This window comes from Stenotrophomonas sp. FW305-C-20-S1 (assembly GCF_058783335.1).
Map to the genome: position 1 here is coordinate 1 of NZ_JBYTEK010000030.1, position 26,354 is coordinate 26,354.

Here is a 26,354-nt window from a genome sequence, read left to right on the forward strand (position 1 = left end):
CCCCCCCCCCCCCCCCCCCCCCCCCCCCCCCCCCCCCCCCCCCCCCCCCCCCCCCCCCCCCCCCCCCCCCCCCCGCCATTCCCAGGAAGTCAGCTTTTGCCGTTGCCGTTGCTGTTGCTGCGGCCTCTGCGGGTGCCGGGTGCAACCCGGCCGACACCCACCCGATGCTACGCTGTGGCCACCGACAACCACGGAGGCGGGATGGGGGCGATCGTGTTGTTGCCGCTGGGCGTGGACGACGCGGTACTTGACCGCTGCCTGGCCGCGCTTGATGCCGGTACCGCAGCGGGAACATCGATCTGGCTGGCCGATGACGCACAGGCCGGGCCACGTGCACAGGCGGTGGTCGAACACTGGCTGGCACATACGCCGTTGCAGGCCGAATACACCCGCCGCGCGCGGCCGCTGGGCGAGGTTGCCCACCTGGACGAAATGCTGCGTGCCTGCGATGGCCTGGACGTGGCGGTGCTGGCCCCGGACAGCGTACCTGCGCCGGGATGGCTGCAGCAGCTGCAGGCCACGTTTGCACGCGACGCGGCCATTGCCACGGCCACGCCGTGGTGCAACGTGGGCGAAACCGCGGCGTGGCCGCGCTTGGGCGAGCTCAACCCCGAACCGGGCGACCCGGCGCTGTTGGCACATGTCTGCGCCGCACTGCCGAGCCTGCATCCTGAACTCCCTTCGGCGGTCACCCACGCCGTGCTGGTGCGCGCCAATGCTCGGCGGCGCGCCGGCGGCCTGGATGCAGAAAGCTACCTGGGCTGGAACGCGGCGCTGGTCGATCTGAGCCTGCGCATGGCTGGTCTCGGTTGGCGCAACGTGTTGTGCGAAAACGCCTTCGTCAGCCGTGCCAGTGAAGCACCCAGCCGCGACGGCGATCTGGAAGCACTGGCCGCGCGCTGGCCGGGCTGGGTACCGCGGCTGGCTGACTTCCTGATGCACGACCCGCTGCACACGCTGCGCCAGGACCTGCAGCACGGCCTGCAGCAGGCGATAATGCCGCGCGGGCAGGGCGACCTGTTCGTCCCGCCATCACCGTTGGAGCCGCCTGTTTGAATTCCGCCATTGCCGCCATCGTCGTCACCTACCAGAGCGGCAGTACCATCGATGCGTGCCTGTCGCGGCTGCGCCAGGCGCAGGACGTGGCCGAGATCCGGGTGGTCGACAATGGATCGCTGGATGACACCCTGGAAGTCGTGCAGCGCCACGCCAGCCACGATCCGCGTGTACGTTTCATCGCCAACCCGGACAACCCCGGTTTTGCCGCGGCCAACAACCAGGGCGTTGCCGATTCACGCAGCCCGTGGCTGGCCTTCATCAACCCCGACCTGATGGTCGAAGTCGATACGCTCGCCGCATTGCGTGACCGCGCCGGTGCGGTGGGCGACAGTCTGCTGGGCGTGGAGCAGGTGGACGAGCAGGGCCAGGCCGATGAAGCGGTACGGCGCCGTGATCCGGACTTCCTTGCCATGCTGCGCTCGCCCGGTCGTGGCGCGCGGTTGGCCATTGCCCGCGACCCGGCGCAGCCGTTGCAGCAGGTGCCGGCGTTGTCCGGTGCGCTGCTGCTGATGCCGCGCGCCCTGTTTGATCGCATCGGCGGCTGGGATGCCGGCTACCGGCTGCACGCCGAAGACCTGGACTTGTGCCGCCGCGTGCGTGAGGCCGGTGGCGTGGTTGCCATCGCCAACGACCTGAAGGTGACCCACGTGCGCGGGGTGTCCAGCCGCTCGCGCCCGTTCTTCGTTGAATGGCACAAGCATCGCGGGCTATGGCGCTATTTCAGCAAGTTCGAAGCGCCGCAGCGGTCGTTGCCGGTGCGGGTGGCGGTGTGGGGGGCGATCTGGGCCCATGCACTGGTGCAGGTGCCGAGGTTGCTGCGCAGGTCCCTGTAACGCGCTGCCACAGGATCATCCACGCATGGCGTGGATCGACTGCAGAGCGCGTGAGGGCGCCACCTCCACCACGGACCCCGATTCACCCGAACGGGCGCATAATTCCCCCATGCCTATCATCCAGTCCCTGCTCGACACCGACCTGTACAAGTTCACCATGATGCAGGCGGTGCTGCACCAGCACCCCGGCGCGCAGGTTCAGTACCGTTTCAAATGCCGCACCCCCGGTATCGAGCTGGCCCGCTACATCGACCAGATCGATGAGGAGATCGACCACCTGTGCAGCCTGCGCTTCAGCAATGAAGAGCTGGATTACATGCGTGGCCTGCGCTTTGTGAAACCCGATTTCGCCGACTTCCTCGGCCTGTTCCACCTGGACCGCAAATACATCCAGCTGCGCGCGTCGAAGACGGTGCCCGGCGAGATCGAACTGGACATCACCGGTCCGTGGCTGCACACGATCCTGTTCGAAGTGCCGCTGCTGGCGATCATCAACGAAGTCTGGTTCCGCAACACCACCACGGCGGATTTCGCCGAAGGCGAACGCCGCCTGCAGGCCAAGGCCGCGCTGCTGCGCGATACCCCTGGCTTCGAGCAGTGCCGCATCGCCGACTATGGCAGCCGCCGCCGCTACTCGCGCGACTGGCATGCCCGCCTGCTGCCGCTGCTGCGCGATGCGCTGGGCCCGCAGCTGGTCGGCACCAGCAACGTGCACTTCGCGCGCCTGTACGGCATGACGCCGCACGGCACCATGGCCCACGAGTACCTGCAGGCGTTCCAGGCACTGGGCCCGCGCCTGCGCGATTCGCAGGTGGCGGCGCTGGAGTCGTGGGCGCGCGAGTACCGCGGCGACCTTGGCATCGCCCTGTCCGACGTGGTCGGGCTGGATGCGTTCCTGCGCGACTTCGACATGTATTTCTGCAAGCTGTTCGACGGCGTGCGCCATGATTCCGGCGACCCGTTCGACTGGGGCGACCGCATGCTGGCCCACTTCCAGCTGCGCCGCGTCGACCCGCGCAGCAAAGTACTGGTGTTCAGCGATGGGCTCGACATCACCAAGGTAATGCGCCTGTACGACTACTTCCGTGGCCGCTGCCAGGTGGCGTTCGGCGTGGGCACCCACCTGACCAACGATCTGGGGCCGACCCCGCTGAACATCGTCATCAAGATGGTCCGCTGCAACGGCCAGCCGGTGGCCAAGCTCAGTGACTCGCCGGGCAAGAGCATGTGCGACGACCCGGGCTACCTGTCCTACCTGCGCCAGGTGTTCGAACTGCCGGATCCGGCCCAGGCCTGATCGCGGTCGGTCCGGGGCCGCACCGCGGCCCGTGGCTGCCTGCATGTGGTGCTTGCCGTACATCGCGGGTGGCAGTAATTGACCGTGCCTTGATGCCGCAAGCATCAGGATCGACGGTATGATGCGCCCACAACCACACGAATGTGACGTGCGTCATCAAATGAGTTCCCTTCGCTGCAGTATCCACCCTGCAAGTCTGCCAATGGACCCACCGATGGCCGCTGAAAGGAACAACGCGTGACGGCGCCCCATCTTGCCATTGCCGGCATGCCGGCCGAATTCGTCGAAATGCGCGGTGGCAGCGTGTACTGGGTCGTTGCTGCTGGCAGCGCGCCGGCCGATCTGCTCGGCGCCAGTGCGTTGATCGGCGCGGGCGATCTTGATGACGTAGTGCTGGCAACGCTGGGGCGCGGCGTCGAGCCGATGTTGTCTCTGCTGACGCCCGAACAGGGCCCTGCACGGGTGCACATGTTCCAGTGCTCGCACCAGGGCATGCAGTTGGCCCTGCGCGGCCTTGCCGAGGACTTGCCTCGCGCTTCAGGCGCCACAACGCGCATGTGCATCGTGCAGTTCCCCGTGGCTGCACTGGACGGTTGGGACGACGCGCGTTTGTCGCGCTGGTGCCAGCGCCTGCAGCAGTGGGCGCAGAACGCCGCGCAGGTCTTGTTGCTGCTCTGCCATGGCGAGGTGGCCACGCTCGCTCCGCGTCTGTTGCCCTTGAACCGGAGCTGCGCCGGTGTCGCCCAGTTGCATCCACACCGTGGTGCACTGCAGCTGTTGCTGCATTACTGGACCAACAGCCACGGCGTCGTCGCACAACGTGCCTTCACCGTTGAACAAGTCGAGCAGCGTCTGCAGCGCTTGGTCGACCCCGAGGTTGAAGCGCCGTCAGTGGCGGGCGAGGGCGGCAGCGACCGCGACCTGTTCCTGGCCCAGGCCGATGTACTGGAAGGTGCCCCGCCGTTGTCGTCGGCCTGGCGCCTGTATGAAGGCTGGGCTGGCCTGATGCCTGCCGCGCTGCAGGCACGCGAAGCCACGGTGGTGGTGGCCATCAGCGAAAACGCACAGGTCGATGCCCTGGCGCGATTGCTGCATCGCCTGCGGCGTGAGCGCGGCGATGCTGTGAAGCTGGTGGTACGCGAACTGCAACCCTGCCTGCGCTACGCCGATGAGCGGCTGTTGCTGCAGTGCGGCGGCAGCCTCGTGGTGCCTGCCCACACCCCTTTGCCGCGCCTGTTGACCCTGCTCGATACCGTGCAGCGGCAGCGTTGGCAGGGCCAGTTGGCTGACGATCCGGAACCGTTGATCCGTGCGCACCGGCCGCCGTCGATCAGTGGCCAGGTCAGTGCGTCGCGCTTCCGCCAGATCGCCAGTGAACGCATCGACCAGGACGGCAGCGCCGTGGAGAGTGCAGTGCTGGCATTGCAGCCGGTGGCTGGCCTGCGTGCCGAGCAGACGCTGCAGCAGCTGCGCATCCGCCGCCAGGGCGACCTGGCCTGCGTGTACCGCGGGCAGGTGCGCCTGTTCCTGTTCGGCTGTCGCCGCGATGCCATCGAACAGGCGCTGGGCAACCTGTTCCGGCTGCCCTGGCGCGAGCTGTTCGACGGTTACCAGCGGCTTGCCGAATACGATATCGCGGCGATGAACGCCAGCGGCAGCGATCCGGAGACGGAGCTGCTGCCGCAGCCTGCGGAACCCGCGCCGGTCGCAGTTGCGACGGTTGTAGCAGTGCCATTTGCAACGCCAACACCGTTGCGGCTGGGAGACGACACATGACCACCGACCAGCAGCTGTGGACGTTGATCGTCGCCTGCGCGGTATTGATGATTCCGTTCGGCGCGATGCTGGGCGTGCTGTGGCGAGGCCTGCGCCGACGCGTCGGTGGGTGGTTGCCGCCACGTCACCTGCGCCGGGCGGGCGTGCGCCAGCGCGCACCGCGGAGGCCGGCATGAGTCCGCAGGCATTGCCCGCATCGCCGTTCGCCTGGGCCGACCTGCGCGGCTGGAACCTGTACTTCCTGTCCAAGGTGGTGCTGGCCTGGATGGGTGCGCTGGACCTGAAGATCCTGCCCAACCTGCTGTTCCTCGGCGCGCTGCTGGTGCCGCTGCGCTGGCGCTGGGCGCGTATCGCGCGGACGGTGGTGGCTGTCCCCGTTGGCGTGGCGCTGTATTACCAGGACACCTGGTGGCCGCCGTTCCAGCGATTGCTGGCGCAGCCGGGCGTGCTCGACTTTTCTGCCGACTATTGGCTGGAACTGGCCCAGCGCTTCATCAACTGGCAGATGGTGGCGGTGCTGGCCCTGCTGCTGGTGGCCTATTACCTGCTGAAACCGTGGCTGCGCATCACCACCCTCAGCGTGGTGGGCATGCTCGGCATGGCGGTGGTTGCGCTGCCGCTGCCGGCAGACCTGGTCGCGCGACAGGGCCAGGCCGTGGCCGCCACCGGCACTACGGGCTCCGGTCGTGCGCCGCTGGCACCGGCCAGCAACGACAACCTCAACGCCTGGCTGGCAAGCTTCTACCAGCAGCAGTCAAGTTTGAAGACGGCCTTCCCGGCGCCGGCCAGCGGCGCGCCCTTCGACGTCATCATCCTCAACATCTGCTCGCTGGCCTGGAGCGACCTGGACGAAGTGGGGCTGCGCCAGAACAACCTGCTCGACCGCATGGACGTGGTCTTCGACGATTTCAATTCGGCAACCGCCTACAGCGGGCCGGCGGCCATCCGCCTGCTGCGCGCCAGCTGCGGGCAGACTTCGCACACCGCGCTGTTCGACCCGGTACCGGCCGAGTGCCAGCTGTTCTCCAACCTGCAGCGCCTCGGTTTCCAGAGCGAGCTGGCCATGAATCATGATGGCCATTTCGACGATTTCATCGGCGAGCTCTCCAAGTACGGCGGCCTGCAGGCCAAACCGATGGACATCAATCCACTGCCGCGCGCGCTGGTGGCGTTCGACAAGTCACCGTTGCGTCGCGATGGCGACGTGCTGAACAGCTGGTTCAAGCAACGCCAGGCCGAATCCACCCAGCAGGTCGCGCTGTTCTACAACACGATCTCGCTGCACGACGGCAACCGCATCGTCGGCGCCGATGGTCGTGCCAACGCTGCCGACTACAAGGCGCGTGCGCAGATGGTGCTCGGTGACATGGCCGGCTTCGTCGACGCGGTGGAGAAGAGTGGGCGCCGCGCCATGATCGTGGTGGTACCCGAACACGGTGCCGCACTGCACGGCGATCGCATGCAGATCCCGGGCATGCGTGAAATTCCCAGCCCGTCGATCACCCACGTGCCGGTAGGCGTGAAGCTGGTCGGTATGGGGGCACCTGCTGCCGGCGGCCCGCGCCACATTCCCGAACCGAGCAGCTACCTGGCCATCTCCGAGCTGGTGGCACGGGTCTACGCGCTCAACGCGCAGTCGCCGCCGGCCGACCGTGACTGGGACAGCCTGCTGAAGGGGTTGCCGCGAACGCCATCGGTTTCCGAGAACGAAGGCGCCAAGGTCATCGACTACGACGGCAGGCCGTGGCTGCAGCTGCAGGGCAGCCAGACCTGGAGCCCTTACCCCGAGGACAAACGCTGATGGCTGCCGACATTCTTGCGGTGCCCACCACCCTGTCGGTCGAGGAAGACGACATCGACCTGCTGCGGCGCAGCCTGAACATGCCGGAGATGCCCTACGTGGACTTTTCGGCGCAGCGCGAGCGCGAGCAGGCGCTGGCGCGCTGGCCGCTGCTGGCGGAACTGGAGCAGCAGCGATGAACACGCTGTTGTCCCTGCAGGGCGTGCATGGCGGCACCGGGGTAACCACCGTGCTGGCAGCGCTGGGCCAGGCCCTGCATGCGCAGGGCCAGCGCGTGCTGCTGGTCGAATGCAGCCCGGACCAGATGCTTGGCCTGCACCTGGGCCTGCCAGCAAAGGAAGCGGGCGGCTGGGCGCGTGCCCAGCTTGACGGAGGCGACTGGCGCGCGGCGGCCTTCGCCTGCGCGCCTGGCTTGGCCGTGCTTCCCTATGGCCGCGTCGATGACGCCGAGGCACTGCAGGTAGAGCAGTGGCTGCAGGCGGCGCCGGCCACCTGGGCCGATCGCATGCCGCTGTTGGCGCCGCAGTTCGACTGGGTGATGTTCGACCTGCCACAGCGGCTGCCTGCACACGTGGCCGCGATCAACCAGCATGCCGCTTGCACCTTGCCGCTCCGCCTGGCCTGTGTCGATCCGGCCAACCATGTGGCGCTGCAACGGCAAGGTGCCGACGCGCGCCGTGTGCTGGCCAATCGCTACGATCCTGCTGTGCCGGTACAGCGCGACCTGATGCAGTTGTGGCTGCACTCGCATGCTGCGCGCCTGTTGCCGCAACCGCTGCATGAGGATGCGCGGGTACCGGCGGCGTTGGCCAGCAAGCAGCCGTTGGGCCGCTACGCGGCCGATTCGCTGGCCGCGGCTGATATCGATGGCCTCGCGTTGTGGTGCCTGGCCGAGTCTGCCCGGCGGCAGGCGGAGGGCGCGCACGGATGAGCGCGCGGGTGTACTACCTGCATTGGAGCCGCCTGCGTGATCGGGTACATGCGCCGTGGGCGACTTGCCTGGTGCTGTGGCTGCTGCAGGCCATCGGCTGGGCGTTCCTGCGCCTGGAAGCTCCGGCATGGCAGGCATTGGCGCCGCGCCTGCGCGGTGCCTTCCCGCAGTTGCAGGGTGACCGTCGCTGGCGCCCCGGCGATCCGATCCGCTTGCTGATCCAGGCGCTCTGGTTGTCGATCGTGCGCTTGGTGCCGCGCCCTTCGCAGCGCCGGCAACGCTTGGCGCGCGCGCGCCGGCAACGCATCGCCGAGCTGCGCGGTGCCGCCGGGCGTGGTCACCTGCGCTACGTGCGCGCAATGCGCGATGCACCCAACGAGGTCTGGAACAGCCGCTTCATGGCCTGGGCAAGCCAGCGCCTGCAGGGGCTGTCGCCGCGTACGCGCAATCTGCTGGCGTTCCTGATCGGCCTGGTCACGCTGGGCCTGGCCGTGCTGTGCATCACCCAGCCGTTCACCTACTTCGCGCAGTTCGTGTTCGTGCTGCTGCTGTGGGTCATCGCCCTGCTGGTGCGGCGCATGCAGGGGCGCTACGCCACCCTGGTGCTGGTGGTGCTGTCGATCACCGTGTCCTGCCGCTACCTGTGGTGGCGCTATACGGCCACGTTGAACTGGAACAGCACCTTCGACCTGATCTGCGGGCTGGTGCTGTTGGCTGCGGAAACCTACTCGTGGCTGGTGCTGATGCTGGGGTATGTGCAGGTGGCCTGGCCGCTGCGCCGTCGCCCGGCGCCGCTGCCCGCCGATGTCCAGCAGTGGCCGACGGTGGATGTGCTCATTCCCACCTACAACGAAGACCTGGCCCTGGTGCGGCACACCGTGTACGCGGCGATGGGCCTGGACTGGCCGGCCGACAAGCTGCGCATCCACATTCTCGACGACGGCAGGCGCGAAGAGTTCCGCGCTTTCGCCGAACGTACCGGAGTGAACTACATCACCCGCACCGACAACCGACACGCCAAGGCGGGCAACCTCAATCACGCCCTGACCCTGATCGATGGCGAACTGGTGGCCATCTTCGACAGCGATCATCTGCCGGTGCGGTCGTTCCTGCAGGTCTCCTGCGGCTGGTTCCTGCGCGACCCGAAGCTGGCGCTGGTACAGACGCCGCACCACTTCTTCTCGGCCGATCCGTTCGAGCGCAACCTGCAGGTATTCCGCAGCGACCCCAACGAGGGCGAGTTGTTCTACGGTCTTGTGCAGGATGGCAACGACCTGTGGAACGCGGCCTTCTTCTGTGGCTCCTGCGCGGTGCTGCGCCGCGAGGCGATCGATGCCATTGGCGGCTTTGCCACCGAGACCGTCACCGAGGATGCGCATACTGCGCTGCGCCTGCATCGCAACGGTTGGAACTCGGCGTATCTGCGTATCCCGCAGGCGGCTGGCCTGGCCACCGACAGCCTGGGAGCGCATGTCAACCAGCGCATCCGCTGGGCGCGCGGCATGGTGCAGATCTTCCGCATCGACAATCCCCTGATCGGCAAGGGCCTGAGCCTGTTCCAGCGCTTCTGCTACGCCAACGCGATGCTGCACTTCCTCGCCGGCATTCCACGTCTGGTGTTCCTCACCGCGCCGCTGGCGTTCCTGCTGCTGCACGTCTACATCATCTATGCGCCAGCACTGGCCATCCTGTTGTTCGTGGTGCCGCACATGGCCCACGCCAGCCTTACCAACGCACGCATCCAGGGCAAGTATCGGCGGCCTTTCTGGGGCGAGGTCTACGAGACCGTGCTGGCCTGGTACATCGCACGGCCGACCACCATTGCGTTGTTCAGCCCGGGGCGCGGCAAGTTCAACGTCACCGACAAGGGCGGCACCCAGGCCGGTGACCGTTTCGACTGGCGTGTGGCACGGCCATACCTGGTGCTGGCACTGTTGAACGTGCTGGGCCTGTGCTTTGCGGTCTGGCGCTTCATGCACGGCCCGGCTGATGAACGCGGTACCGTGGTCGTCAGCTCGCTGTGGGTGCTGTACAACCTGCTGATCATCGGTGGCGCGCTGGCCGTGGCCGCCGAGGTGCAGCAGGTGCGCCGCACCCATCGCGTGACGACACGCTTGCCGATGGCCCTGCAGGTTCCCGATGGACGCCGCCTGCGTGGCGTCATGCAGGATTACTCCAACGACGGTGTCGGCATCGAGCTGGGCGACGACCCGCAGCTGCTTGAGGGGCAACCGGTGCAGGTGCTGCTGGGCCGGGGCCGCCGCGAGTTTGCGTTCCCCGCACGGGTGCAGCGCAGCGTTGGCCATCGCCTCGGCCTGCTGTTGACGTTCGAGAATGAACGCCAGCGCGTGGAATTTGCCCAGTGCACCTTCGCCCGCGCCGATGCGTGGCTCGACTGGCACGCCGGCTACCAGCCCAAGAGCCTGCCACGCAGCCTGTGGAGCGTGCTGGTGCTGGGTTGGCGCGGTTACCGGCGGATGGGCGACTTCACTCCGTTCGACCTTGACCGTCCCGCGCACTGGAACCGTCGCCTGCTGCGCTGGCTGGCCAGTTTCGCCCCGCAACGTCCGCTTCCATCCCACCCGGCTGACCCAGCCGCTGATCCAGGGCTTCGTCCATGAGCATTCCGTCCTCTCTGCGCTGGCTGCTGCTGCCTCTGCTGGCCTTGCCTGTGGCCTCGGGCAACAGTGCGCCGGCCCCGGCACGCATGCCGACCACCGGTTCCACCCCGGACGCACCGGCTGCCCAGGTCGCCGTACCGACCCCGGTGGCGGCTGCAGCGGTTCCTGCGCAGCGCAGTGAAGCTGCACTGCCGCAGACCTGGGCAGGCAGTGCCTGGCCTTGGCAACGCGAAAGTACCTTCGCCCAGTTGGGTCGTCGCCAGGACACGCTGTTGTCGGGCGTGCGCAACGCGACCACCTTCGAATTCCAGGTGCGCCGCGACCGGCTCGCGCGCGAGGCCGAACTGGACCTGAGCTTCACACCGTCGCCGTCGCTGCTGCCGACCCTGTCGCACCTGCGGGTCTATCTCAACGATGCGTTGATGGGCGTGGTGCCGATCAGCAACGACCAGCTTGGCCGCCCGGTGCAGGCCAAGCTGCCGCTGGATGCGCGCCTGATCGCAGACTTCAACCAGGTGCGGCTGGAATTTGTCGGCCATTACACCGACATCTGCGAAGAACCCACCCACAGTTCGCTGTGGGTGAACCTGTCCAGCAACAGCACGCTGCGCCTGGGCGGACAGCTGCTGGCGATGCAGGATGACCTGGCCAACTTCCCGCTGCCGTTCTTCGATCCACGCGACACCGCGCGCCTGGAGCTGCCGGTGGTGTTCGGTGCCGCACCGACGTTGGCCCAGCAACGCGCCGGTGCCGTGATGGCCTCTTACTTCGGCAGCCTGGCCGGCTGGTGGCGGCAGGCGCGTTTCCCGGTCAGCTTCGGCCAACTGCCGGCGCAGGGGCATGCCGTGGTGCTGGCAGTCAATGGCAAGTTCCCGCCGGTGATCGCCAACCATGCACCGGTGAAGGGCCCGGTGGTCGAGCTGATGGCGCTGCCGGAGGATCCGCAGCGCAAGCTGCTGCTGGTGTTGGGCCGCAACGATGACGATCTGCAGAAGGCGGTGGCGGCGATGGCGGCGGGCAACGCGTTGTTCCGTGGCCGCCAGGTCAGCATCGACGAGGTCAAGCCGTTGGCCCCGCGCAAGCCGTACGATGCACCTAACTGGGTGCGCACCGACCGGGCCGTGCGCTTGGCCGAACTGCTCGACTACCCGCAGCAGCTGCATGCAAACGGCGTGTCGCCGCAGCCGATCACGGTCAACCTCAACCTGCCGCCGGATCTTTTCATCTGGCGCAACCAGGGCATTCCGCTGAACCTGCGTTACCGCTACACGCCGCCGTTCGGCAGCGATGAATCGCGATTGGGCGTAGCAATCAACGACCAGTTCATTTCCAGCTTCCCGCTGGTGCGCCGCAACGGCAAGCAGGGTCTGGAGGAAATCCGCCTGCCGGTGCTGGCCGGCGACGCCGGTGCCGACGACGGCCGCCTGCTGATTCCCTCGCTCAAGCTGGGCGACCGCAACCAGCTGCGCTTTGATTTCAACTTTGCCAGCGTGATGGGCAGTGCCCAGCGCGACCACTGCCAGACCGTGCTGCCGCCGAACCTGCAGGCGGCGATCGAAGAAGATTCGACCATCGACTTCTCCGGTTTCCACCACTACATGGGCCTGCCGGACCTGTCCGCATTCGCGCTCAGCGGTTTCCCCTTCAGCCGCATGGCCGATCTGTCCGAGACGGTGGTGCTGGTGCCGGCAACGGCGAGCGAGTCGCAGGTCAGCCTGCTGTTGAACCTGGTGGGCGGCCTGGGCGTACAGACGGGGTACCCGGCCTATGGCCTGCGCCTGTCAGACGACTGGAAGCAGGCCAGCGCACTGGATGCCGACCTGCTGATGCTGGGTGCAATGCCGGCAGAGCTGCGCGGCAGCGATCAGTTGTCGCTGCTGATCGATGACCAGCGTACGCGCCTGCTCAATGGCCAGTCACCGTCGCCGCAGCTGGCGATGGAACAGGCCCGTCGCGGCAGCCGTGCCGGTGATCCGGCAGTTACCCAGGTGGCGGTCACCGCCGAAGCGCCCTTCGCGGCGATCATCGGCCTGCAGTCGCCGCATCACGCGCAGCGCAGCATCGTCTCGCTGGCGGCCAGCAATGCCGCCGACTACGGCCTGCTCGACGAAGCCCTCAGCGATACCGGCAAGCGCCAGGCGATCGCCGGTTCGGTGGCGATCCTGCGCAGTTCGGGCATCCATAGCCAGTTCGTCGGCGACCATTACTACGTTGGCGCGCTGCCGTGGTGGCTGCTGCTCTGGTACCACCTGGCCGACCACCCGGCACTGCTGGCGGTGCTGGCCACGGTGGTGGTGCTGATGGTGGCATTCCTGTTCTGGCGTGTGCTGCGCTGGGTGGCAGCCAAGCGGCTGGATCCGGGGCACTGATTGATGGTGCGTACGCCGCCGTCGCTGGTCGCCGCCTCCGGCCTGGTCCTGATCGGGCTGGCGGGCCCGTGCGCGGCGCAGGCGCTGCCAGCCACGCCCGGCGGCACTGTCGCCGAGCAGCGGCAATGGCTGCTGCAGCAGGTGCGCATCGGCGAGGCCAGCGGCCGTCAGGGGCTGATCGAAGATGCCCTGGCCCGGCTGCGCATGCTCGCACCGGACGACCGCAGCACCCTGGTGGCGATCCTGGAAGTGCAGCTGTCGCAGCAGAAGATGGAAGATGCCGATGCGACCCTGCAACGGCTGCGCCAGCTCGGCGCCGGCAGCCGCGAACTGGCCGCCGGTGAGCGCCTGTGGCGCGCCTATCGCGGCGACCTGCAGCAGGAACTGCAGCAGGCACGGCTGTTCGCCGCCGGTGGTCGCAGCGATGAAGCGTTGCTGATCTACCGCCGTCTGTTCAACGACGATCCACCGGGGCTGCAGCTGGGCCTGGAGTACTGGCGCCTGCGCGGCACGCAGGCCAGCGGGCGCGATGCCGCAATCCGCGAACTGACCGCGCTGGACCGCAGTTACCCCGGCAACACCACCCTGTTGCAGACACTGTCGCAGCTGTTGTTCGCAGCCGGGCGTGATGCCGATGCGCTGGCGGCGCTGCAGCGCATGGGGCGCAATCCGGAAGCGCGCGCGCTGGCGGCCGATGCCGAATGGGGCTACCTGCAGGACCAGCCTGCCGACGAGCGCAACGTGCGCCGCCTGCAGGAATTCATCACCCGCAACCCCACCTTCAGCGACATTGCGCTGGTGCGCGAACGCTATGCCGAACAGCACAAGCGGGTAAGCGATCCCTCCTGGCGCGCAGGCCTGCGTGGCCAGCAACTGCTCGACGCCGGTCGCAATGCAGAGGCCGAGCGCGCATTCCTGCAATCGCTGCGCGGCTATCCGCGCGAAGCGGAGTTCCTCGGTGGGCTGGGCATGGCCCTGATGCGGCAGGGGCGCCGCGAGCAGGCCATCGCCTATTTCCAGCGTGCCGTGCAGGCCACACCCGCGGGTGATACCAGCGACAGATGGCGCGACCTGATCACCAGCACCCGCTATTGGCTGCTGCTGGACCAGGCCGACACCGCGCTGGCCGCTGCCAGGCTCGATGATGCTCAGGCACTGTATTCGCAGGCGCGCCGGCAGCAGCCGCGCGAGATAAACGCCATCCTCGGCCTGGTCGATGTCGCGGTGGCGCGTGGCGACGATGAGGCCGCCGAGCGGCAGCTGCAGGCCGCGCGACGGATCGCCCCGCGCGATGCCAATGTGATCCGCAAGCTGGTGCAGCTGTATGGCCGTACCGACCCGCAGCGTCTGGAATCCTTCATCAACGCCTTGCCTGCAGCGCAGCGCACCCTGTACGCCGAAGACCTGCGCCAGCTGCAGATCAGCCGGCTGCGTGAGCGTCGTGAGCAGGCGCTGGCCGCTGGTGATGCCGATGCGGCCATCACGTTGGGGCGTGAGCTGCGCCGCGAACTGCCCGGCGATGCCTGGCTGGCGTATGCGCTGGGCAATGAACTGCGGACGGTCGGCAAGCTGGATGAAGCAGATGCGGTGGTTGCCGATATGGCCGCGCGCAATGCCGGCATCGAAGCGCGTTACGCGCAGGCGCTGTACCTGTCCGGTTCCGATCGCCTGCCACAGGCGCTGGCCGTGCTTGAAGGCGTGCCGCGCGCGCAGTGGGACGATGACATGCGCGCCTTGTCAGAACGCCTGCAGCGCCAGCAGCTGATCGATCATCTGTGGGAGCTGCGCGCGCAAGGCCGGGAAGCAGAAGCCGTTGCCCTGCTGCAGCAACAGCCGCCCAGCGCGGACAACCAGCTGATCCTGGCCGAGTGGGCGCGCCTGCGTGATGATCATGCACAGGCGCTGCACTACTACCAGCAGGTGCTGGCGGTGCAACCGGACAATCTCGATGCGCAGTTGGGCCAGCTGCAGGCCTGGATCGGCACCGGCGACCTGGCCAGTGCCCGTCGGCAGATGCACGACGCGCCCCCCGTGGTGGCCGATGATGCGATCGGCCAGCAACGCCAGTTGGCGACCATCTGGACCGACCTGCATGAAGACGCCAAGGCGCTGCAGATCCTGCGCGCGCTGCTTGCCCGCAAGAGCGGACCGGACGCGCAGTCCTGGCGCGATGCGGCGCGGCTTGTACGGCGCGAAGATCCGCAGCAGGCGCTGGACATGTACGCACGGGCGATGGCCGACAATGGCTTGATCGCACCGTCGCAGGCGCAGCCACGTGACAACCGCGCGTTGACCCTGGCCAGCCGCGAAACCGCCAGCGACGACTGGTTGCGGCGCAGCCTGCGCAGCGACGTGGAAACCCTGTACCAGCAGGAAAATCCGACGCTGACCGTGATGCAGGATTCCGGCCGTCGCAGCGACGGCACGCCTGGCATCTCGAAACTTGCACGCGATACCCGCATCGCCCATCTTGATGCACCGTTCGCCGGTGGCCTGGGCTGGGCGCGCATTGAACAGGTGCATTTCGATGCAGGCCGTTTCCAGACCGACGCCGACGGCGCCTACAGCGACGATTTCGGCAGCTGCGACCTGGGCCTGCTGCAGGCCGACGGCACGCGGATGCAGGCGCCGGGCTGCACCCGCTACGTACACCAGCGGCGCAGTTCGGGTGCCGGCTTTGCCGTGGGCTGGCGCACCCTGGATGATCGCTGGAATTTTGATATCGGCCATTCGCCGTCCAACTACGTGGTGGGCAACTGGCTGGGCGGCGTCACTCTCAATGGTGACCTCGGCCGGCTGGGTTGGGGAGCGACCGTATCGCGGCGGCCGATGACCAATTCGCTGCTGTCGCAGGCTGGTGCGATCGATCCACGCAGTGGCATTGCCTGGGGCGGTGTCACCGCCAATGGCGTGACCGTCAGCCTCGGCTATGACGAAGGTGGACGCAACGGCGTGTGGTCGAACTGGAGCTGGCACCAGCTGACCGGCCACAACGTGGTGGACAACACCCGCGCGCGGGCGATGGTTGGCTGGTACCACAAGCTGATCCAACGCCCGGACATGCGCCTGGATGTGGGAACCACCGCGATGTATTGGCGCTACCAGAAGGACCTGGGCGGCTATTCGCTGGGTCAGGGCGGCTACTACAGCCCGCAGCGCTATGCGTCGTTGAGCCTTCCGGTGGGCTTCGCCTGGCGCAACGACGACTGGTCGGTGCGCGTTGATGGTTCGGTCAGCGTCTCCAACGCACGCACCCGCTCGATCAGCCGCTTCCCCGACGAGGCCCTCATCCAGCGCGTGATCGCACAGCTGGAACCGCAGTACGGTCCGCTGCAACTGGACCCGGATGGCCTGTGCACCACCGATGGCAGCAGTACCGGTACGGGCTATCGCCTGTACGCGGCAGTTGAGCGGCGCCTGGGTGATCACGTCGTGCTGGGTGCGGCCGGTACCCTGCAGCGCAGCCGCGATTTTTCGCCGAACACGTTCCAGTTGTACCTGCGCTATTCCTTCAAACCGTGGCAGGGCAACCTGCCGTTGCCCGTCTCTCCGCTGGTGCCGTATGGCGAATTCCGCTGACCTGCAACGCCGCCGTCTGCTGCAGGCGACAGTCCTGCTGCCGCTGCTGGGCAGCGCCGGCGTTCGCGCGGCCACCACAGCATCGCGTTGGCCGGCCTGGCAGGTGCTGCAGGACAGCAGCCTGAGCCGCGATGGGCGCATGATCGACCGCAGCCAGGAGGATCAGCGCAGCACATCGGAGGGCCAGTCCTATGCACTGTTCTTCGCGCTGGTCGACAACGATCCTGCACTGTTCGACCGCATCCTGGCCTGGACGCAGGACAATCTCGCAGGCGGTGACATGGCCGCGCGCCTGCCAGGCTGGTTGTGGGGGCAGGGCAAGGAAGGCTGGCGCCTGCTGGACGACAATCCTGCATCCGATTCGGACCTGTGGCTCGCCTACGCACTGCTGGAAGCTGCACGCCTGTGGCGCCGCCCCGCGCTGCAGGCCATCGCCGAAGGCATGCTGGCACAGGTGCGCGCGCGCGAAATCGTGCAGATACCCACGCTGGGGCCGATGCTGCTGCCGGGGCCGCAGGGATTCATCGAAGACGGCGCCACCCGGGTCAATCCGAGCTACCTGCCGCTGCCGTTGCTGCGGCGATTCGCAGCGGTTGATCGCAGCGGCCCCTGGCAGGCGCTGGCCGACAGCACCGTGGCCCTGCTGCAGCAGACCAGTCCGCATGGGTTCGCGCCGGACTGGGCCGCGTGGAAGGACGGCAGCTTCATCGTCGATCCGGTGAAAGGGGCTGTGGGTGGCTACGACGCCATCCGCTGTTACACCTGGGCCGGCATGACTGCGCCGCGCGATCCCTTGTTCCGTCGCCAGCTCACCGCTCTGTCCGGCCCTCTGCAGCGCCTGCGCAGCGGTGCGCCGATGTGGGAGAAAATCGACACGCGTACCGGCAAAGGGCAGGGCGAGGGCAACTACGGTTTCCGTGCCGCACTGCTGCCCTACCTGCTGGCACAGGGGGAAACATCCCGCGCCGCGGTGCTGCTTGAAAGCCTGCCCAGCGCCGAACAGCAGCGTGCTGGCGAGCCCGCGTACTATTCGCAGATGCTCACCCTGTTCGGTCGCGGCTGGGCGGAAGGCCGCTGGCGTTTCGCTGCCGACGGACGCCTTCAGCCGCGCTGGTGATGTAACTGCCGGGCGATGCCCGGCGGGCCCATCAACAGGTGATCACTCCAGCGCGTAACGCAGCACGAACAGCACCGCCACCAGCCACACCGCCGGATGCACCTCGCGCCAGCGGCCGGTGCCGGCCTTCAGCGCGGCATAGGCAATGAAGCCGAAGGCCAGGCCGTTGGCGATGGAATAGGTGAACGGCATCGCCAGCGCACACAGCGCGGCGGGTACGGATTCGGTCAGGTCGCTCCAGTCCACTTCCACCAGTTCGCGCAACATCAGTCCGGCCACGAACAGCAGCGCCGGCGCGGTGGCATAGCCGGGCACCATCGCCGCCAGCGGCGAGAACAACAGCGCGGCCAGGAACAACGCAGCGACCACCAGTGCGGTCAAACCGGTACGGCCACCCACCTGCACGCCCGAGGCGCTTTCGGCGAAGGCGGTGGTGCTGCTGGTGCCCAGCAGCGAGCCGGCCACAATCGCCGTGCTGTCGGCCAGCAGCGCGCGCCCGAACCGCTTCTGCGCGCCCGGCAGTTTCAGCAGACCGGCACGGCCGACCACGCCATACAGCGTGCCGGTGGCATCGAACACTTCCACCAGCACGAACACCAGCACCACCTGCAGCAGCACGGCGATCGGCGCGCCGCCGTTGTGGTGCAGCAGGCCAGGCAGGTCCAGCTGCAGGAAGGTCGGCGCCAGGCTCGGCGGCAACGACACCAGCCCGTGGTACTGCAGATCGCCCAACGCCCAGCCGGCCGCGGTCACCGCCAGGATGCCGATCAGGATCGCACCGCGCACTCGTCGCGCTTCCAGGATCGCGATCAGCAGGAAGCCGCCCAGTGCCAGCAGCGGCGGCGCGGTATTGAGCGGGCCCAGCGCGACCAGCGTGTCCTCGTTGCCGATGATCACGCCGGATTTCTGCAGCGCGATGATGGCCAGGAACAGGCCGATGCCGGCCACGATCGCCGACCGCAACGACGCCGGAATGCCCGACACCAGCCACGCGCGCACGCCGGTCAGCGACAGCACCAGGAACACCAGGCCGGAAATGAACACCGCCGCCAGCGCCTGCTGCCAGGGCAGGCCGGCAGCGCCGACCACGGTGAAGGCGAAGAACGCATTCAAGCCCATGCCCGGGGCCATGCCCACCGGGAAGTTGGCCGCCAGCGCCATCACCACCGAGCCCAGCGCCGCGGCCAGACAGGTGGCCACGAACACCGCACCGGCGTCCATGCCGGTGGTGCCCAGGATCTCGGGATTGACGAAGACGATGTAGGACATCGTCAGGAAAGTGGTGACACCGGCCAGCAGTTCGGTGCGCACGGTGGTGCCGTGCTGCTGCAGCTGGAACAGGCGTTCGAACAGGGACATCGCAGATCTCTCGTACCTGCACGCCCTGCCGCCCGAAGGACCGGCGGGTGCGTCGCCAGGCGGTTAGAAGTGGTAGTTCAACTTCAGCGTAACGCTGCTGTAGTTGGTATGGAAGCTGCGTCGCGCCGCAGCCGGGTAGTTGGGATCTTCCAGGTAAACCGGGCTGGAGCCCAGATGGGTGTAACGGTACTCCGCACCCGCCGAAAGCTGGTCGCTGAAGCGGTACAGCATGCCTGCGCCGACGTTCGCGCCGGTGGATACATGGGACGCGCGGGTTTCGAATTCGGCCACGCGGCAGCCATTGGTGGCCTCCACCAGCGACTTGTCGCAGCCCAGCGAAAACTCCTGGCGGGCCACGCTCACGCCGGCGCTGACGTACGGCAGCCACTGGCCTGCCGCGTAACCCAGCGTCAGGTTGACTGCGCCCGAACGGGTCACCGCATCCTTGCCGTAGTAAGGGCTGTACTGGTGGTTGTCGCGGTCCTTCCACTCCTGGGTGATGTTGCCGAAGGAAAGGGTGCCTTCGATCCCGGCAACCACATTGTTGTCGAACTGCCAGTTGCGGCCGGCCTGCAGCCCGCCAGCGAAGCCACGGATGCTTTTTTCAGAGGCATTGGCGTTGCTGCGGTCCTGGCTGTGGCCTTCGCCATGGCTGGCATGGGCACCCAGGTAGATGCCTTCCCAGTTCGCCGGCGCAGCCGCGGCAGTGCCCGACAGCAGCAGCGCTGCCGTGGTGGAGATCAGTGCTTTCATGGTGTTTTCCTACGAGGGGGATGAATCGGGTGCGTAGGAAAACCGAAGCGTTGGGCCGGGAACATACAACGAGTTGCAAAGTACGGAGGATGCCGTGTGCGACAAGGAATCAACACTGCTTTACACGGGCAGCCTTCAGCCGGGTGGCGTTGAAGCGCGTCGCGAAGAGGCCAAAAGCGTCAATAAAAATCGATTGCAGCCCATGAAAGGCGAAAGGCCGCGCGAGCGCGGCCTTTCGTTCTTGCTTACTTCAGCGCCTTGAAGCGCAGGCGCTTCGGCGCAGCGTCGTCGCCCATGCGGCGGCGCTTGTCTTCTTCGTACTCGCGGTAGTTGCCCTGGAAGAACTCCACGTGCGAATCGCCTTCGAACGCCAGGATGTGGGTCGCGATGCGATCCAGGAACCAGCGGTCATGCGAAATGACGAACGTGTTGCCCGGGAACTCCAGCAGCGCATCTTCCAGCGCGCGCAGGGTTTCGATGTCCAGATCGTTGGACGGTTCGTCGAGCAGCAGCACGTTGCCACCCTGCAACAGGGTCTTGGCCATGTGCAGGCGGCCACGCTCACCACCGGAAAGCGAGCCGACCATCTTCTGCTGGTCCTGGCCCTTGAAGTTGAAGCGGCCGATATAGGCGCGCGACTGGATCTCGATGCCGTTGATGTTGAGGATGTCCAGGCCGCCCGCGATTTCCTGGAACACGCTGTGGTTGCCTTCCAGCGCGTCGCGGCTCTGGTCCACGTAGGACAGCTGCACGGTCGGGCCGACGACGATCTCGCCGGTGTCCGGCTTTTCCTGGCCGGTGATCATCTTGAACAGGGTCGACTTACCGGCACCGTTGGGGCCGATGATGCCGACGATGGCGCCCGAGGGCACCAGGAAGTTCAGGTTGTCGAACAGCAGGCGGTCGCCGAACTTCTTGGAGACGTTCTTGAATTCCATCACCGCCTGGCCCAGGCGCTCGCCCGGCGGGATGAAGATTTCATTGGTCTCGTTGCGCTTCTGGTAATCGACCGACTGCAGCTCTTCCAGGCGGGCCAGACGGGCCTTGCCCTTGGTGCGGCCGCCCTTGGCGTTCTGGCGCGACCACTCCAGTTCCTTCTGGATCGCCTTCTGGCGAGCCTTTTCCTGGTTGTCTTCCTGCTTCAGGCGCTCGTCCTTCTGGGTCAGCCAGTCGGTGTAGTTGCCCTTCCACGGAATGCCGCGGCCACGGTCCAGTTCCAGGATCCACTCGGCGGCGTTGTCCAGGAAGTAGCGATCATGGGTGACCGCCACGACGGTGCCGGTGTAGCGCGCCAGGAACTGTTCCAGCCATTCCACCGACTCGGCGTCGAGGTGGTTGGTCGGTTCGTCGAGCAGCAGCATGTCCGGCTTCTGCAGCAGCAGGCGGCACAGCGCCACGCGGCGCTTTTCACCACCGGACAGCTTGCCGACGATGGCATCCCACGGCGGCAGGCGCAGCGCATCGGCAGCCACGTCCAGCTGGTTTTCCAGCGTGTGCGCATCGCCGGCGGCGAGGATCGCCTCCAGGCGCTCCTGTTCCTTGGCCAGCGCGTCGAAATCGGCGCCTTCTTCGGCATAGGCGGCGTAGACCGCATCCAGCGCAGCCTGTGCCTGCAGCACTTCGCCCACGCCTTCTTCAACCGCTTCACGCACGGTCTTGGTCGGGTCCAGCTCCGGTTCCTGCGCCAGGTAGCCAACCTTGATGCCGGCCTGCGGACGGGCTTCGCCCTCGAAATCGGTGTCCACGCCGGCCATGATCTTCAGCACGGTGGACTTGCCGGCGCCGTTCAGGCCCAGCAGGCCGATCTTCGCGCCCGGGAAGAAGGACAGCGAGATGTCCTTGATGATCTGCCGCTTGGGCGGGACCACCTTGGACACGCGGTTCATGGTGTAGATGTATTGCGAGGACATGAGGTCTCCGTAGGCGCGACCCTGCGCCCGGTCCGTCACGGGGAACTTCCCGTTGCGGCAGCGGGCACAGACTGAATGGAATACCCCCAATTATAGCCGGAACCGCTTACGCCCCGCGCCGTCCGCAGCGCCCGGGGCTGGCCGAGGACTGAATGGGCCGTCACAGTCCCGCAGCGGGAAGCGTTTCCAGCCGGAAACCGTTCAGATCGAATGCGCAATATGGGCTCACCACCCACCCAGCAGAGGTCTCCCATGCACATCCATCGACTCATGGCCGGCGCCGTGGCCTCTGTACTGGCGCTGGGCGCCATCGCCCCGGCCTTCGCCGACAACGACCACCGTGGTCGCGACCACGACCGCCGTGAATGGCGAGAAGATCGCCGCGAGTGGCGCCACGACCGTCGCGACTGGGAACGCGACCGCCGCGAAGCGCGCCGTGACTACCGCCACGACCGCCGCTACGACCATGGCTACTACCGCCCGGCACCGCCGCCGCCGCGCGTGGTCTACAGCCCGGGCTACCGGCCCGGCTATGGCTATGGCTGGCAGCGCGGCCACCGCTATCGTGATTACTACCGCGGCCCGATCTACGTGGTGAACGACTACCCGCGCTACCACCTGCGCCGCCCGCCGTCCGGCCACCACTGGATCCGCGATGACCGCGGCAACATGCTGCTGGTGGCCGTGGCAACCGGCATCATCGCCGACTACATCATCAACAACCGTTGATGCAGCGCCGGGGTCGGATCCCTTTCCAACGGAAAGGGCTCCGACCCCACAACGCCATTCGACACCATACGGGGCCGGATTCGTTCGTCGAATCCGGCCCCGGTCGTTTCGGCCCCAGCAGGCCGGGGCGGGGCTACAATCAAGGGCTGAGCCGCACCCCTTTCCCCGCCTGCTGGAGTAACCGATGTTCCCGCGTGACGTCCGCATCGAAACCTACGATCCCGAACTGGCCAAGGCCATCGCCGCCGAAACCCAGCGCCAGGAAGACCACGTCGAGCTGATCGCCAGCGAGAACTACACCAGCCCGGCGGTGATGGAAGCCCAGGGCAGCCAGCTGACCAACAAGTACGCCGAAGGCTACCCGGGCAAGCGCTACTACGGTGGCTGCGAATACGTGGACATCGCCGAACAGCTGGCGATCGACCGCCTCAAGCAGCTGTTCGATGCGGACTACGCCAACGTGCAGCCGCACAGCGGTTCGCAGGCCAACCAGGCCGTGTACTTCGCGCTGCTGCAGCCGGGCGACACCATCCTCGGCATGAGCCTGGCCCACGGCGGCCACCTCACCCACGGTGCCAAGGTCAACGCCTCGGGCAAGCTGTTCAACGCCGTGCAGTACGGCGTCAACGACCAGGGCCTGATCGATTACGACGAAGTCGAGCGCCTGGCCCTGGAGCACAAGCCGAAGATGGTCGTGGCCGGCTTCTCGGCCTACTCGCAGGTGATCGACTGGGCGCGCTTCCGCGCCATCGCCGACAAGGTCGGTGCCTACCTGTTCGTCGACATGGCGCACGTCGCCGGCCTGGTTGCTGCTGGCGTCTACCCGAGCCCGCTGGAACATGCGCACGTGGTCACCTCGACCACCCACAAGACCCTGCGCGGCCCGCGCGGCGGCATCATCGTCGCCAAGGGCGCCGACGAAGACCTGGTCAAGAAGCTGCAGTCGATCGTGTTCCCGGGCATCCAGGGCGGTCCGCTGATGCACGTCATCGCCGGCAAGGCCGTGGCCTTCAAGGAAGCGCTGGAGCCGGGCTTCAAGACCTACCAGCAGCAGGTGGTGAAGAACGCGCAGGCGATGGCCAACACGCTCATCGCACGCGGCTACAAGATCGTCTCCGGTGGCACCCAGAACCACCTGATGCTGGTCGACATGATCGGCAAGGACGTGTCCGGCAAGGACGCGGAAGCCGCACTGGGCAAGGCCCATATCACCGTCAACAAGAACTCGGTGCCGAACGACCCGCGTTCGCCGTTCGTGACCTCTGGCCTGCGCCTGGGCACCCCGGCGGTGACCACCCGCGGTTACCTGGAACAGGACTGCGTGGACCTGGCCAACTGGATCGCCGACGTGCTCGACGCCCCGGCCGATGAGGCCGTGATCGCCCGCGTGCGTGATGCGGTCAGCGCGCAGTGCCGCAAGTACCCGGTCTACGGTTGATCGGGCATTGGGGTCGGAGCCCTTCCCTGCGGGAAGGGTTCTGACCCCGGCACCGGAGTACCCGCGCATGGATGAGCGCCGCCTCAGGTATCTCTATGCAGCCTTGGCTGTGCTCTTCGGCCTGCCCAGCCTGGTAGGCGGCGGGGCCGCAGCGATGCTGCTACTGTTGATGGGCTTGGGCCAGTTTGGTCACGGCACCCTGGCATCGGTGACGCTGATGCCGCTGTGGGGCCTGGCCGGCATGGCCGGCTGCCTGGCCTGGCTGTGGCTCAGTGCGGGTTACCTGATGCAAGGACGTGCCGGCCTGCGGGTGCGGCCGGTCTGGTGGTGGATGTTGCTGGCCGGAGGTCTGGCCGCCTTCCCGCCGCTGGGGCTGGCGGCGTGGTGGAGCGTCAAGGTTCACGCCGAAGGCTTCGGACTGCTGCTGCTGGGGCCGTCGCTGCTGGTTCCGGCCGCCATGCTGTTGTGGCTGCGGCCACGCACGTGAAGCAAGCAGCCAGCAAGGAGATTCGAACGCATGGATGAGCGCCTGCACAAACGTCTGTATATCGCCCAATGCCTGCTGCTGGGGTTGCCTGCACTGGTGGCCGGTGGCGGCGTCGCCGGCTTCGGCATCTACACCTTCCTGACCCGCCACGGCCTGATGCGCGGCGACGAAGGTGCGGTGCTGTTGCTGTGGGCGCTGGCGGGTGTGATCGGCTTGCTCACCTGGTTGTGGCTCAGCATCCGCTACCTGCGGCTAGGGCGCGATGGCCTGCGGCACACCGCCCGTATTCTCTGGATCGGCTTGGCGCTGGGCGCGATGGCGGCGCTGGCGGTGATCGGCGTGGTGCTTTTCAGCTTGTTTGCCGGCAGCCCCTGGCAGGTACTGGGCTATCTGGTGCTGGGCGTGCCGCTGCTGGTGCCGACTGCGCATCTGGTGTGGTTGCGTCGCGCTCCGGGCCTTGCCGGACAAGGCTGATTGCCGCCTGCATTTGCTGCAAAACCCCTTCTCAGGTACCGTTGCGACGCTGCCACGACCGTGGCAGCAGGTATTCCCCTGAGCCAGGCGTTCAATGCATTGCCCCTTCTGCCAGCATGCCGATACACGGGTCATCGACTCGCGCGTCTCCGAAGACGGCGCGACGATTCGTCGTCGGCGTGAGTGCGAGGCGTGCAACGAACGCTTCAGTACGCTGGAAACCGTTGAACTGAAGCTGCCGGCCATCGTCAAGAGCGATGGCACCCGTGAAGCCTTCGATGCCCGCAAGGTCCGCGCCGGCTTTGACCGCGCGCTGCAGAAGCGTGCGGTGCCGGAAGAGAAGATCGAGGCGGCGGTGCGCGCAGTGGTGCATCAGCTGCGCATCAGCGGCGAACGCGAAGTGCCGTCGATCAAAGTGGGCGAGTTCGTGATGAACGAACTGCGCAAGCTTGACCATGTCGGTTATGTGCGTTTCGCTTCGGTCTATCGCAGCTTCGAGGACGTGGCCGATTTCCGCGAAGAAATCGAGAAGCTCGAACGCGATCTGCCTTCCAGCACCGAGCAGTTGCAGCTGCTGGGCGATGTGATTGCCCTGACCAAGAAAAAGAAGGGCTGACGGCCTTTGCATCGGTAGCTGCCAACCTTGGTTGGCGCCGTACTCTGCCCATCCACGCATGGCGTGGATCTACTGGGCCTTGGCTGGCACCGTGCTGACGGCGGTACCATGGCGACATGAGCATATCGTTCACCGTTCTTGACCACCTGCACATGGCCGCCGCATTGCGGCTTGCCGAGCGCGGTGCCTATACCACCCGTCCCAATCCGATGGTCGGCTGTGTGATCGCCCATGGCGAGCGCGTGGTCGGGCAGGGCTGGCACCAGCGCGCTGGCGGCCCGCACGCCGAAGTGTTCGCCCTGCGCGAAGCCGGCACCGAAGCGCGTGGTGCCACCGCCTACGTCACCCTGGAACCCTGCGCGCATTACGGCCGCACGCCGCCGTGCGCACTGGCGCTGATCGAAGCCGGCGTGTCGCGCGTGGTCGCAGCAATGCGCGACCCGTTCCCGAAAGTCGATGGCGGTGGCTTCGACCTGCTGCGTGACGCTGGCATCGAGGTCGCCGAGGGCTTGATGGCGGCACAGGCGCGCGAACTCAACAAGGGCTTCCTGTCGCGCGTGGAGCGCGGTCGTCCTTGGTTGCGGGTGAAGCTGGCCGCCAGCCTCGATGGCCGTACCGCGATGGCCGACGGCAGCTCGAAGTGGATCACCGGTCCCGCCGCTCGCGAAGATGTGCAGCACTGGCGCGCGCGCGCTGGCGCGATCCTCACCGGCGCCGACACCGTCATCGCCGACGACCCGATGCTGACCGTGCGCCTGGCTGACACTGAAGTCATGCCGCCCCTGCGCGTCGTCCTCGATTCCCGCCTGCGCTCGCTGGAATGCAGCCGTGTGCGCGAGGGTGGGGCGCCCACGCTGTACCTGCACGATGCAATGATCAGCCCGCCCGACGCCGCCGACGCCGCCTTTGCCAGCGTAGCCGTCCGCCACGGTCGCCTTGATCTGGGCGCGGTGTTGGCACTGCTGGCCGAGCGCGGCATCAACGAGGTGCACACCGAAGCCGGTGCAACGCTGGCCGGCGCGCTGGTGCGTGGTGGCTGGGTGGACGAACTGCTGATGTATCAGGCTCCAACACTGCTGGGCGACAGCGGCCGCCCGTTGCTGGCCGACCTCGGCATCGAGGTGATGGACCAACAGCGTCGCCTGCGCGTGATCGACCAGCGCCAAGTGGGTGAGGATCTGCGATTGCTGCTGCGGCCGTAGCGC

General features: G+C 67.1%; 21 protein-coding genes. 18 read left to right on the forward strand and 3 right to left on the reverse strand.

All coding sequences use genetic code 11. The features are described from left to right. The first annotated feature begins 201 nt into the window (after nucleotides 1-201). From AC3WTC_RS15230 to bcsZ, 12 genes are all read left to right on the forward strand, one after another. A complete protein-coding gene (locus AC3WTC_RS15230) occupies nucleotides 202-1,056 on the forward strand; it encodes a glycosyltransferase family 2 protein (protein ID WP_025876690.1) in 855 nt (284 codons plus the stop codon). After that, entirely contained in the window at nucleotides 1,053-1,892 is an 840-nt protein-coding gene (locus AC3WTC_RS15235) for a glycosyltransferase family 2 protein (RefSeq protein ID WP_099782791.1), read from the forward strand. The genes AC3WTC_RS15230 and AC3WTC_RS15235 overlap by 4 nt, the downstream gene beginning before the upstream one ends. Before the next feature lie 109 nt (nucleotides 1,893-2,001). Beyond that, complete coding sequence (pncB, locus tag AC3WTC_RS15240; RefSeq protein WP_033830318.1) at nucleotides 2,002-3,189, forward strand: nicotinate phosphoribosyltransferase; 1,188 nt, start codon at nucleotides 2,002-2,004, stop codon at nucleotides 3,187-3,189. Between the two features lie 237 nt (nucleotides 3,190-3,426). Then, on the forward strand, nucleotides 3,427-4,965 hold the full coding sequence (locus tag AC3WTC_RS15245; protein ID WP_134831988.1) for a BcsE family c-di-GMP-binding protein: 1,539 nt from the start codon (nucleotides 3,427-3,429) through the stop codon (nucleotides 4,963-4,965). Continuing rightward, entirely contained in the window at nucleotides 4,962-5,141 is a 180-nt protein-coding gene (gene bcsF, locus AC3WTC_RS15250) for a cellulose biosynthesis protein BcsF (RefSeq protein ID WP_025876682.1), read from the forward strand. Before AC3WTC_RS15245 ends, bcsF begins: the two co-directional genes overlap by 4 nt. Next, the gene (bcsG, locus tag AC3WTC_RS15255) at nucleotides 5,138-6,766 is read left to right on the forward strand and encodes a cellulose biosynthesis protein BcsG (RefSeq protein WP_492711814.1); all 1,629 of its coding nucleotides are present in this window, start codon (nucleotides 5,138-5,140) and stop codon (nucleotides 6,764-6,766) included. Before bcsF ends, bcsG begins: the two co-directional genes overlap by 4 nt. Continuing rightward, entirely contained in the window at nucleotides 6,766-6,945 is a 180-nt protein-coding gene (gene bcsR / locus AC3WTC_RS15260; RefSeq protein WP_025876678.1) for a cellulose biosynthesis protein BcsR, read from the forward strand. The genes bcsG and bcsR overlap by 1 nt, the downstream gene beginning before the upstream one ends. Then, nucleotides 6,942-7,697 (forward strand): cellulose biosynthesis protein BcsQ, encoded by a 756-nt coding sequence (gene bcsQ, locus AC3WTC_RS15265; protein ID WP_025876676.1) that lies wholly within the window; start codon nucleotides 6,942-6,944, stop codon nucleotides 7,695-7,697. Before bcsR ends, bcsQ begins: the two co-directional genes overlap by 4 nt. Next, complete coding sequence (bcsA, locus tag AC3WTC_RS15270) at nucleotides 7,694-10,318, forward strand: UDP-forming cellulose synthase catalytic subunit (protein ID WP_492711817.1); 2,625 nt, start codon at nucleotides 7,694-7,696, stop codon at nucleotides 10,316-10,318. Before bcsQ ends, bcsA begins: the two co-directional genes overlap by 4 nt. Beyond that, nucleotides 10,315-12,687: a cellulose biosynthesis cyclic di-GMP-binding regulatory protein BcsB gene (gene bcsB / locus AC3WTC_RS15275; RefSeq protein ID WP_025876672.1), complete on the forward strand. Its 2,373-nt coding sequence runs from the start codon at nucleotides 10,315-10,317 to the stop codon at nucleotides 12,685-12,687. The genes bcsA and bcsB overlap by 4 nt, the downstream gene beginning before the upstream one ends. A 3-nt stretch (nucleotides 12,688-12,690) precedes the next feature. Continuing rightward, the gene (bcsC, locus tag AC3WTC_RS15280; protein ID WP_492711819.1) at nucleotides 12,691-16,266 is read left to right on the forward strand and encodes a cellulose synthase complex outer membrane protein BcsC; all 3,576 of its coding nucleotides are present in this window, start codon (nucleotides 12,691-12,693) and stop codon (nucleotides 16,264-16,266) included. Continuing rightward, the gene (gene bcsZ / locus AC3WTC_RS15285; protein ID WP_492711821.1) at nucleotides 16,250-17,383 is read left to right on the forward strand and encodes a cellulose synthase complex periplasmic endoglucanase BcsZ; all 1,134 of its coding nucleotides are present in this window, start codon (nucleotides 16,250-16,252) and stop codon (nucleotides 17,381-17,383) included. Before bcsC ends, bcsZ begins: the two co-directional genes overlap by 17 nt. A 42-nt stretch (nucleotides 17,384-17,425) precedes the next feature. Here bcsZ and AC3WTC_RS15290 read toward each other — a convergent pair whose 3' ends face one another. From AC3WTC_RS15290 to ettA, 3 genes are all read right to left on the reverse strand, one after another. After that, a complete protein-coding gene (locus AC3WTC_RS15290) occupies nucleotides 17,426-18,742 on the reverse strand; it encodes an NCS2 family permease (protein ID WP_025876668.1) in 1,317 nt (438 codons plus the stop codon). A gap of 63 nt (nucleotides 18,743-18,805) precedes the next feature. Further along, nucleotides 18,806-19,495, reverse strand: a complete 690-nt coding sequence (locus AC3WTC_RS15295) for an outer membrane protein (protein WP_492711823.1) — start codon at nucleotides 19,493-19,495, stop codon at nucleotides 18,806-18,808. A gap of 245 nt (nucleotides 19,496-19,740) precedes the next feature. Continuing rightward, nucleotides 19,741-21,405 (reverse strand): energy-dependent translational throttle protein EttA, encoded by a 1,665-nt coding sequence (gene ettA / locus AC3WTC_RS15300; RefSeq protein ID WP_025876664.1) that lies wholly within the window; start codon nucleotides 21,403-21,405, stop codon nucleotides 19,741-19,743. A gap of 252 nt (nucleotides 21,406-21,657) precedes the next feature. Between ettA and AC3WTC_RS15305 the strand changes: the two genes are divergently transcribed. The 6 genes from AC3WTC_RS15305 to ribD all read left to right on the forward strand — a co-directional run bounded on the left by AC3WTC_RS15305 (nucleotide 21,658) and on the right by ribD (nucleotide 26,351). After that, on the forward strand, nucleotides 21,658-22,134 hold the full coding sequence (locus AC3WTC_RS15305; protein ID WP_025876662.1) for an RcnB family protein: 477 nt from the start codon (nucleotides 21,658-21,660) through the stop codon (nucleotides 22,132-22,134). A 184-nt stretch (nucleotides 22,135-22,318) separates the two neighbouring features. Continuing rightward, nucleotides 22,319-23,572 carry a serine hydroxymethyltransferase gene (glyA, locus tag AC3WTC_RS15310; protein ID WP_025876660.1) on the forward strand — a complete coding sequence of 418 codons (1,254 nt, stop codon included), beginning with the start codon at nucleotides 22,319-22,321 and terminating at the stop codon, nucleotides 23,570-23,572. 67 nt (nucleotides 23,573-23,639) lie between these two features. Beyond that, nucleotides 23,640-24,059, forward strand: a complete 420-nt coding sequence (locus tag AC3WTC_RS15315; protein WP_492711825.1) for a hypothetical protein — start codon at nucleotides 23,640-23,642, stop codon at nucleotides 24,057-24,059. A 30-nt stretch (nucleotides 24,060-24,089) separates the two neighbouring features. Next, nucleotides 24,090-24,533 (forward strand): hypothetical protein, encoded by a 444-nt coding sequence (locus tag AC3WTC_RS15320; protein ID WP_431601821.1) that lies wholly within the window; start codon nucleotides 24,090-24,092, stop codon nucleotides 24,531-24,533. 94 nt (nucleotides 24,534-24,627) lie between these two features. Further along, a complete protein-coding gene (gene nrdR / locus AC3WTC_RS15325) occupies nucleotides 24,628-25,149 on the forward strand; it encodes a transcriptional regulator NrdR (RefSeq protein WP_025876654.1) in 522 nt (173 codons plus the stop codon). Nucleotides 25,150-25,265: 116 nt separating this feature from the next. Then, nucleotides 25,266-26,351: a bifunctional diaminohydroxyphosphoribosylaminopyrimidine deaminase/5-amino-6-(5-phosphoribosylamino)uracil reductase RibD gene (ribD, locus tag AC3WTC_RS15330; RefSeq protein ID WP_080150025.1), complete on the forward strand. Its 1,086-nt coding sequence runs from the start codon at nucleotides 25,266-25,268 to the stop codon at nucleotides 26,349-26,351. Nucleotides 26,352-26,354 lie beyond the last annotated feature (3 nt).

Bases quoted from the DNA above. Each gene is read 5' to 3' on its own strand.
- ribD (WP_080150025.1), top strand. From the start codon at position 25,266: ATGAGCATATCGTTCACCGTTCTTGACCACCTGCACATGGCCGCCGCA.
- AC3WTC_RS15320 (WP_431601821.1), top strand. From the start codon at position 24,090: ATGGATGAGCGCCTGCACAAACGTCTGTATATCGCCCAATGCCTGCTG.
- bcsG (WP_492711814.1), top strand. From the start codon at position 5,138: ATGAGTCCGCAGGCATTGCCCGCATCGCCGTTCGCCTGGGCCGACCTG.
- ettA (WP_025876664.1), bottom strand. From the start codon at position 21,405: ATGTCCTCGCAATACATCTACACCATGAACCGCGTGTCCAAGGTGGTC.
- AC3WTC_RS15290 (WP_025876668.1), bottom strand. From the start codon at position 18,742: ATGTCCCTGTTCGAACGCCTGTTCCAGCTGCAGCAGCACGGCACCACC.
- pncB (WP_033830318.1), top strand. From the start codon at position 2,002: ATGCCTATCATCCAGTCCCTGCTCGACACCGACCTGTACAAGTTCACC.
- AC3WTC_RS15230 (WP_025876690.1), top strand. From the start codon at position 202: ATGGGGGCGATCGTGTTGTTGCCGCTGGGCGTGGACGACGCGGTACTT.
- bcsC (WP_492711819.1), top strand. From the start codon at position 12,691: ATGGTGCGTACGCCGCCGTCGCTGGTCGCCGCCTCCGGCCTGGTCCTG.
- glyA (WP_025876660.1), top strand. From the start codon at position 22,319: ATGTTCCCGCGTGACGTCCGCATCGAAACCTACGATCCCGAACTGGCC.
- nrdR (WP_025876654.1), top strand. From the start codon at position 24,628: ATGCATTGCCCCTTCTGCCAGCATGCCGATACACGGGTCATCGACTCG.
- bcsF (WP_025876682.1), top strand. From the start codon at position 4,962: ATGACCACCGACCAGCAGCTGTGGACGTTGATCGTCGCCTGCGCGGTA.
- AC3WTC_RS15305 (WP_025876662.1), top strand. From the start codon at position 21,658: ATGCACATCCATCGACTCATGGCCGGCGCCGTGGCCTCTGTACTGGCG.
- bcsQ (WP_025876676.1), top strand. From the start codon at position 6,942: ATGAACACGCTGTTGTCCCTGCAGGGCGTGCATGGCGGCACCGGGGTA.
- bcsZ (WP_492711821.1), top strand. From the start codon at position 16,250: ATGGCGAATTCCGCTGACCTGCAACGCCGCCGTCTGCTGCAGGCGACA.
- AC3WTC_RS15315 (WP_492711825.1), top strand. From the start codon at position 23,640: ATGGATGAGCGCCGCCTCAGGTATCTCTATGCAGCCTTGGCTGTGCTC.
- bcsR (WP_025876678.1), top strand. From the start codon at position 6,766: ATGGCTGCCGACATTCTTGCGGTGCCCACCACCCTGTCGGTCGAGGAA.
- bcsB (WP_025876672.1), top strand. From the start codon at position 10,315: ATGAGCATTCCGTCCTCTCTGCGCTGGCTGCTGCTGCCTCTGCTGGCC.
- AC3WTC_RS15295 (WP_492711823.1), bottom strand. From the start codon at position 19,495: ATGAAAGCACTGATCTCCACCACGGCAGCGCTGCTGCTGTCGGGCACT.
- bcsA (WP_492711817.1), top strand. From the start codon at position 7,694: ATGAGCGCGCGGGTGTACTACCTGCATTGGAGCCGCCTGCGTGATCGG.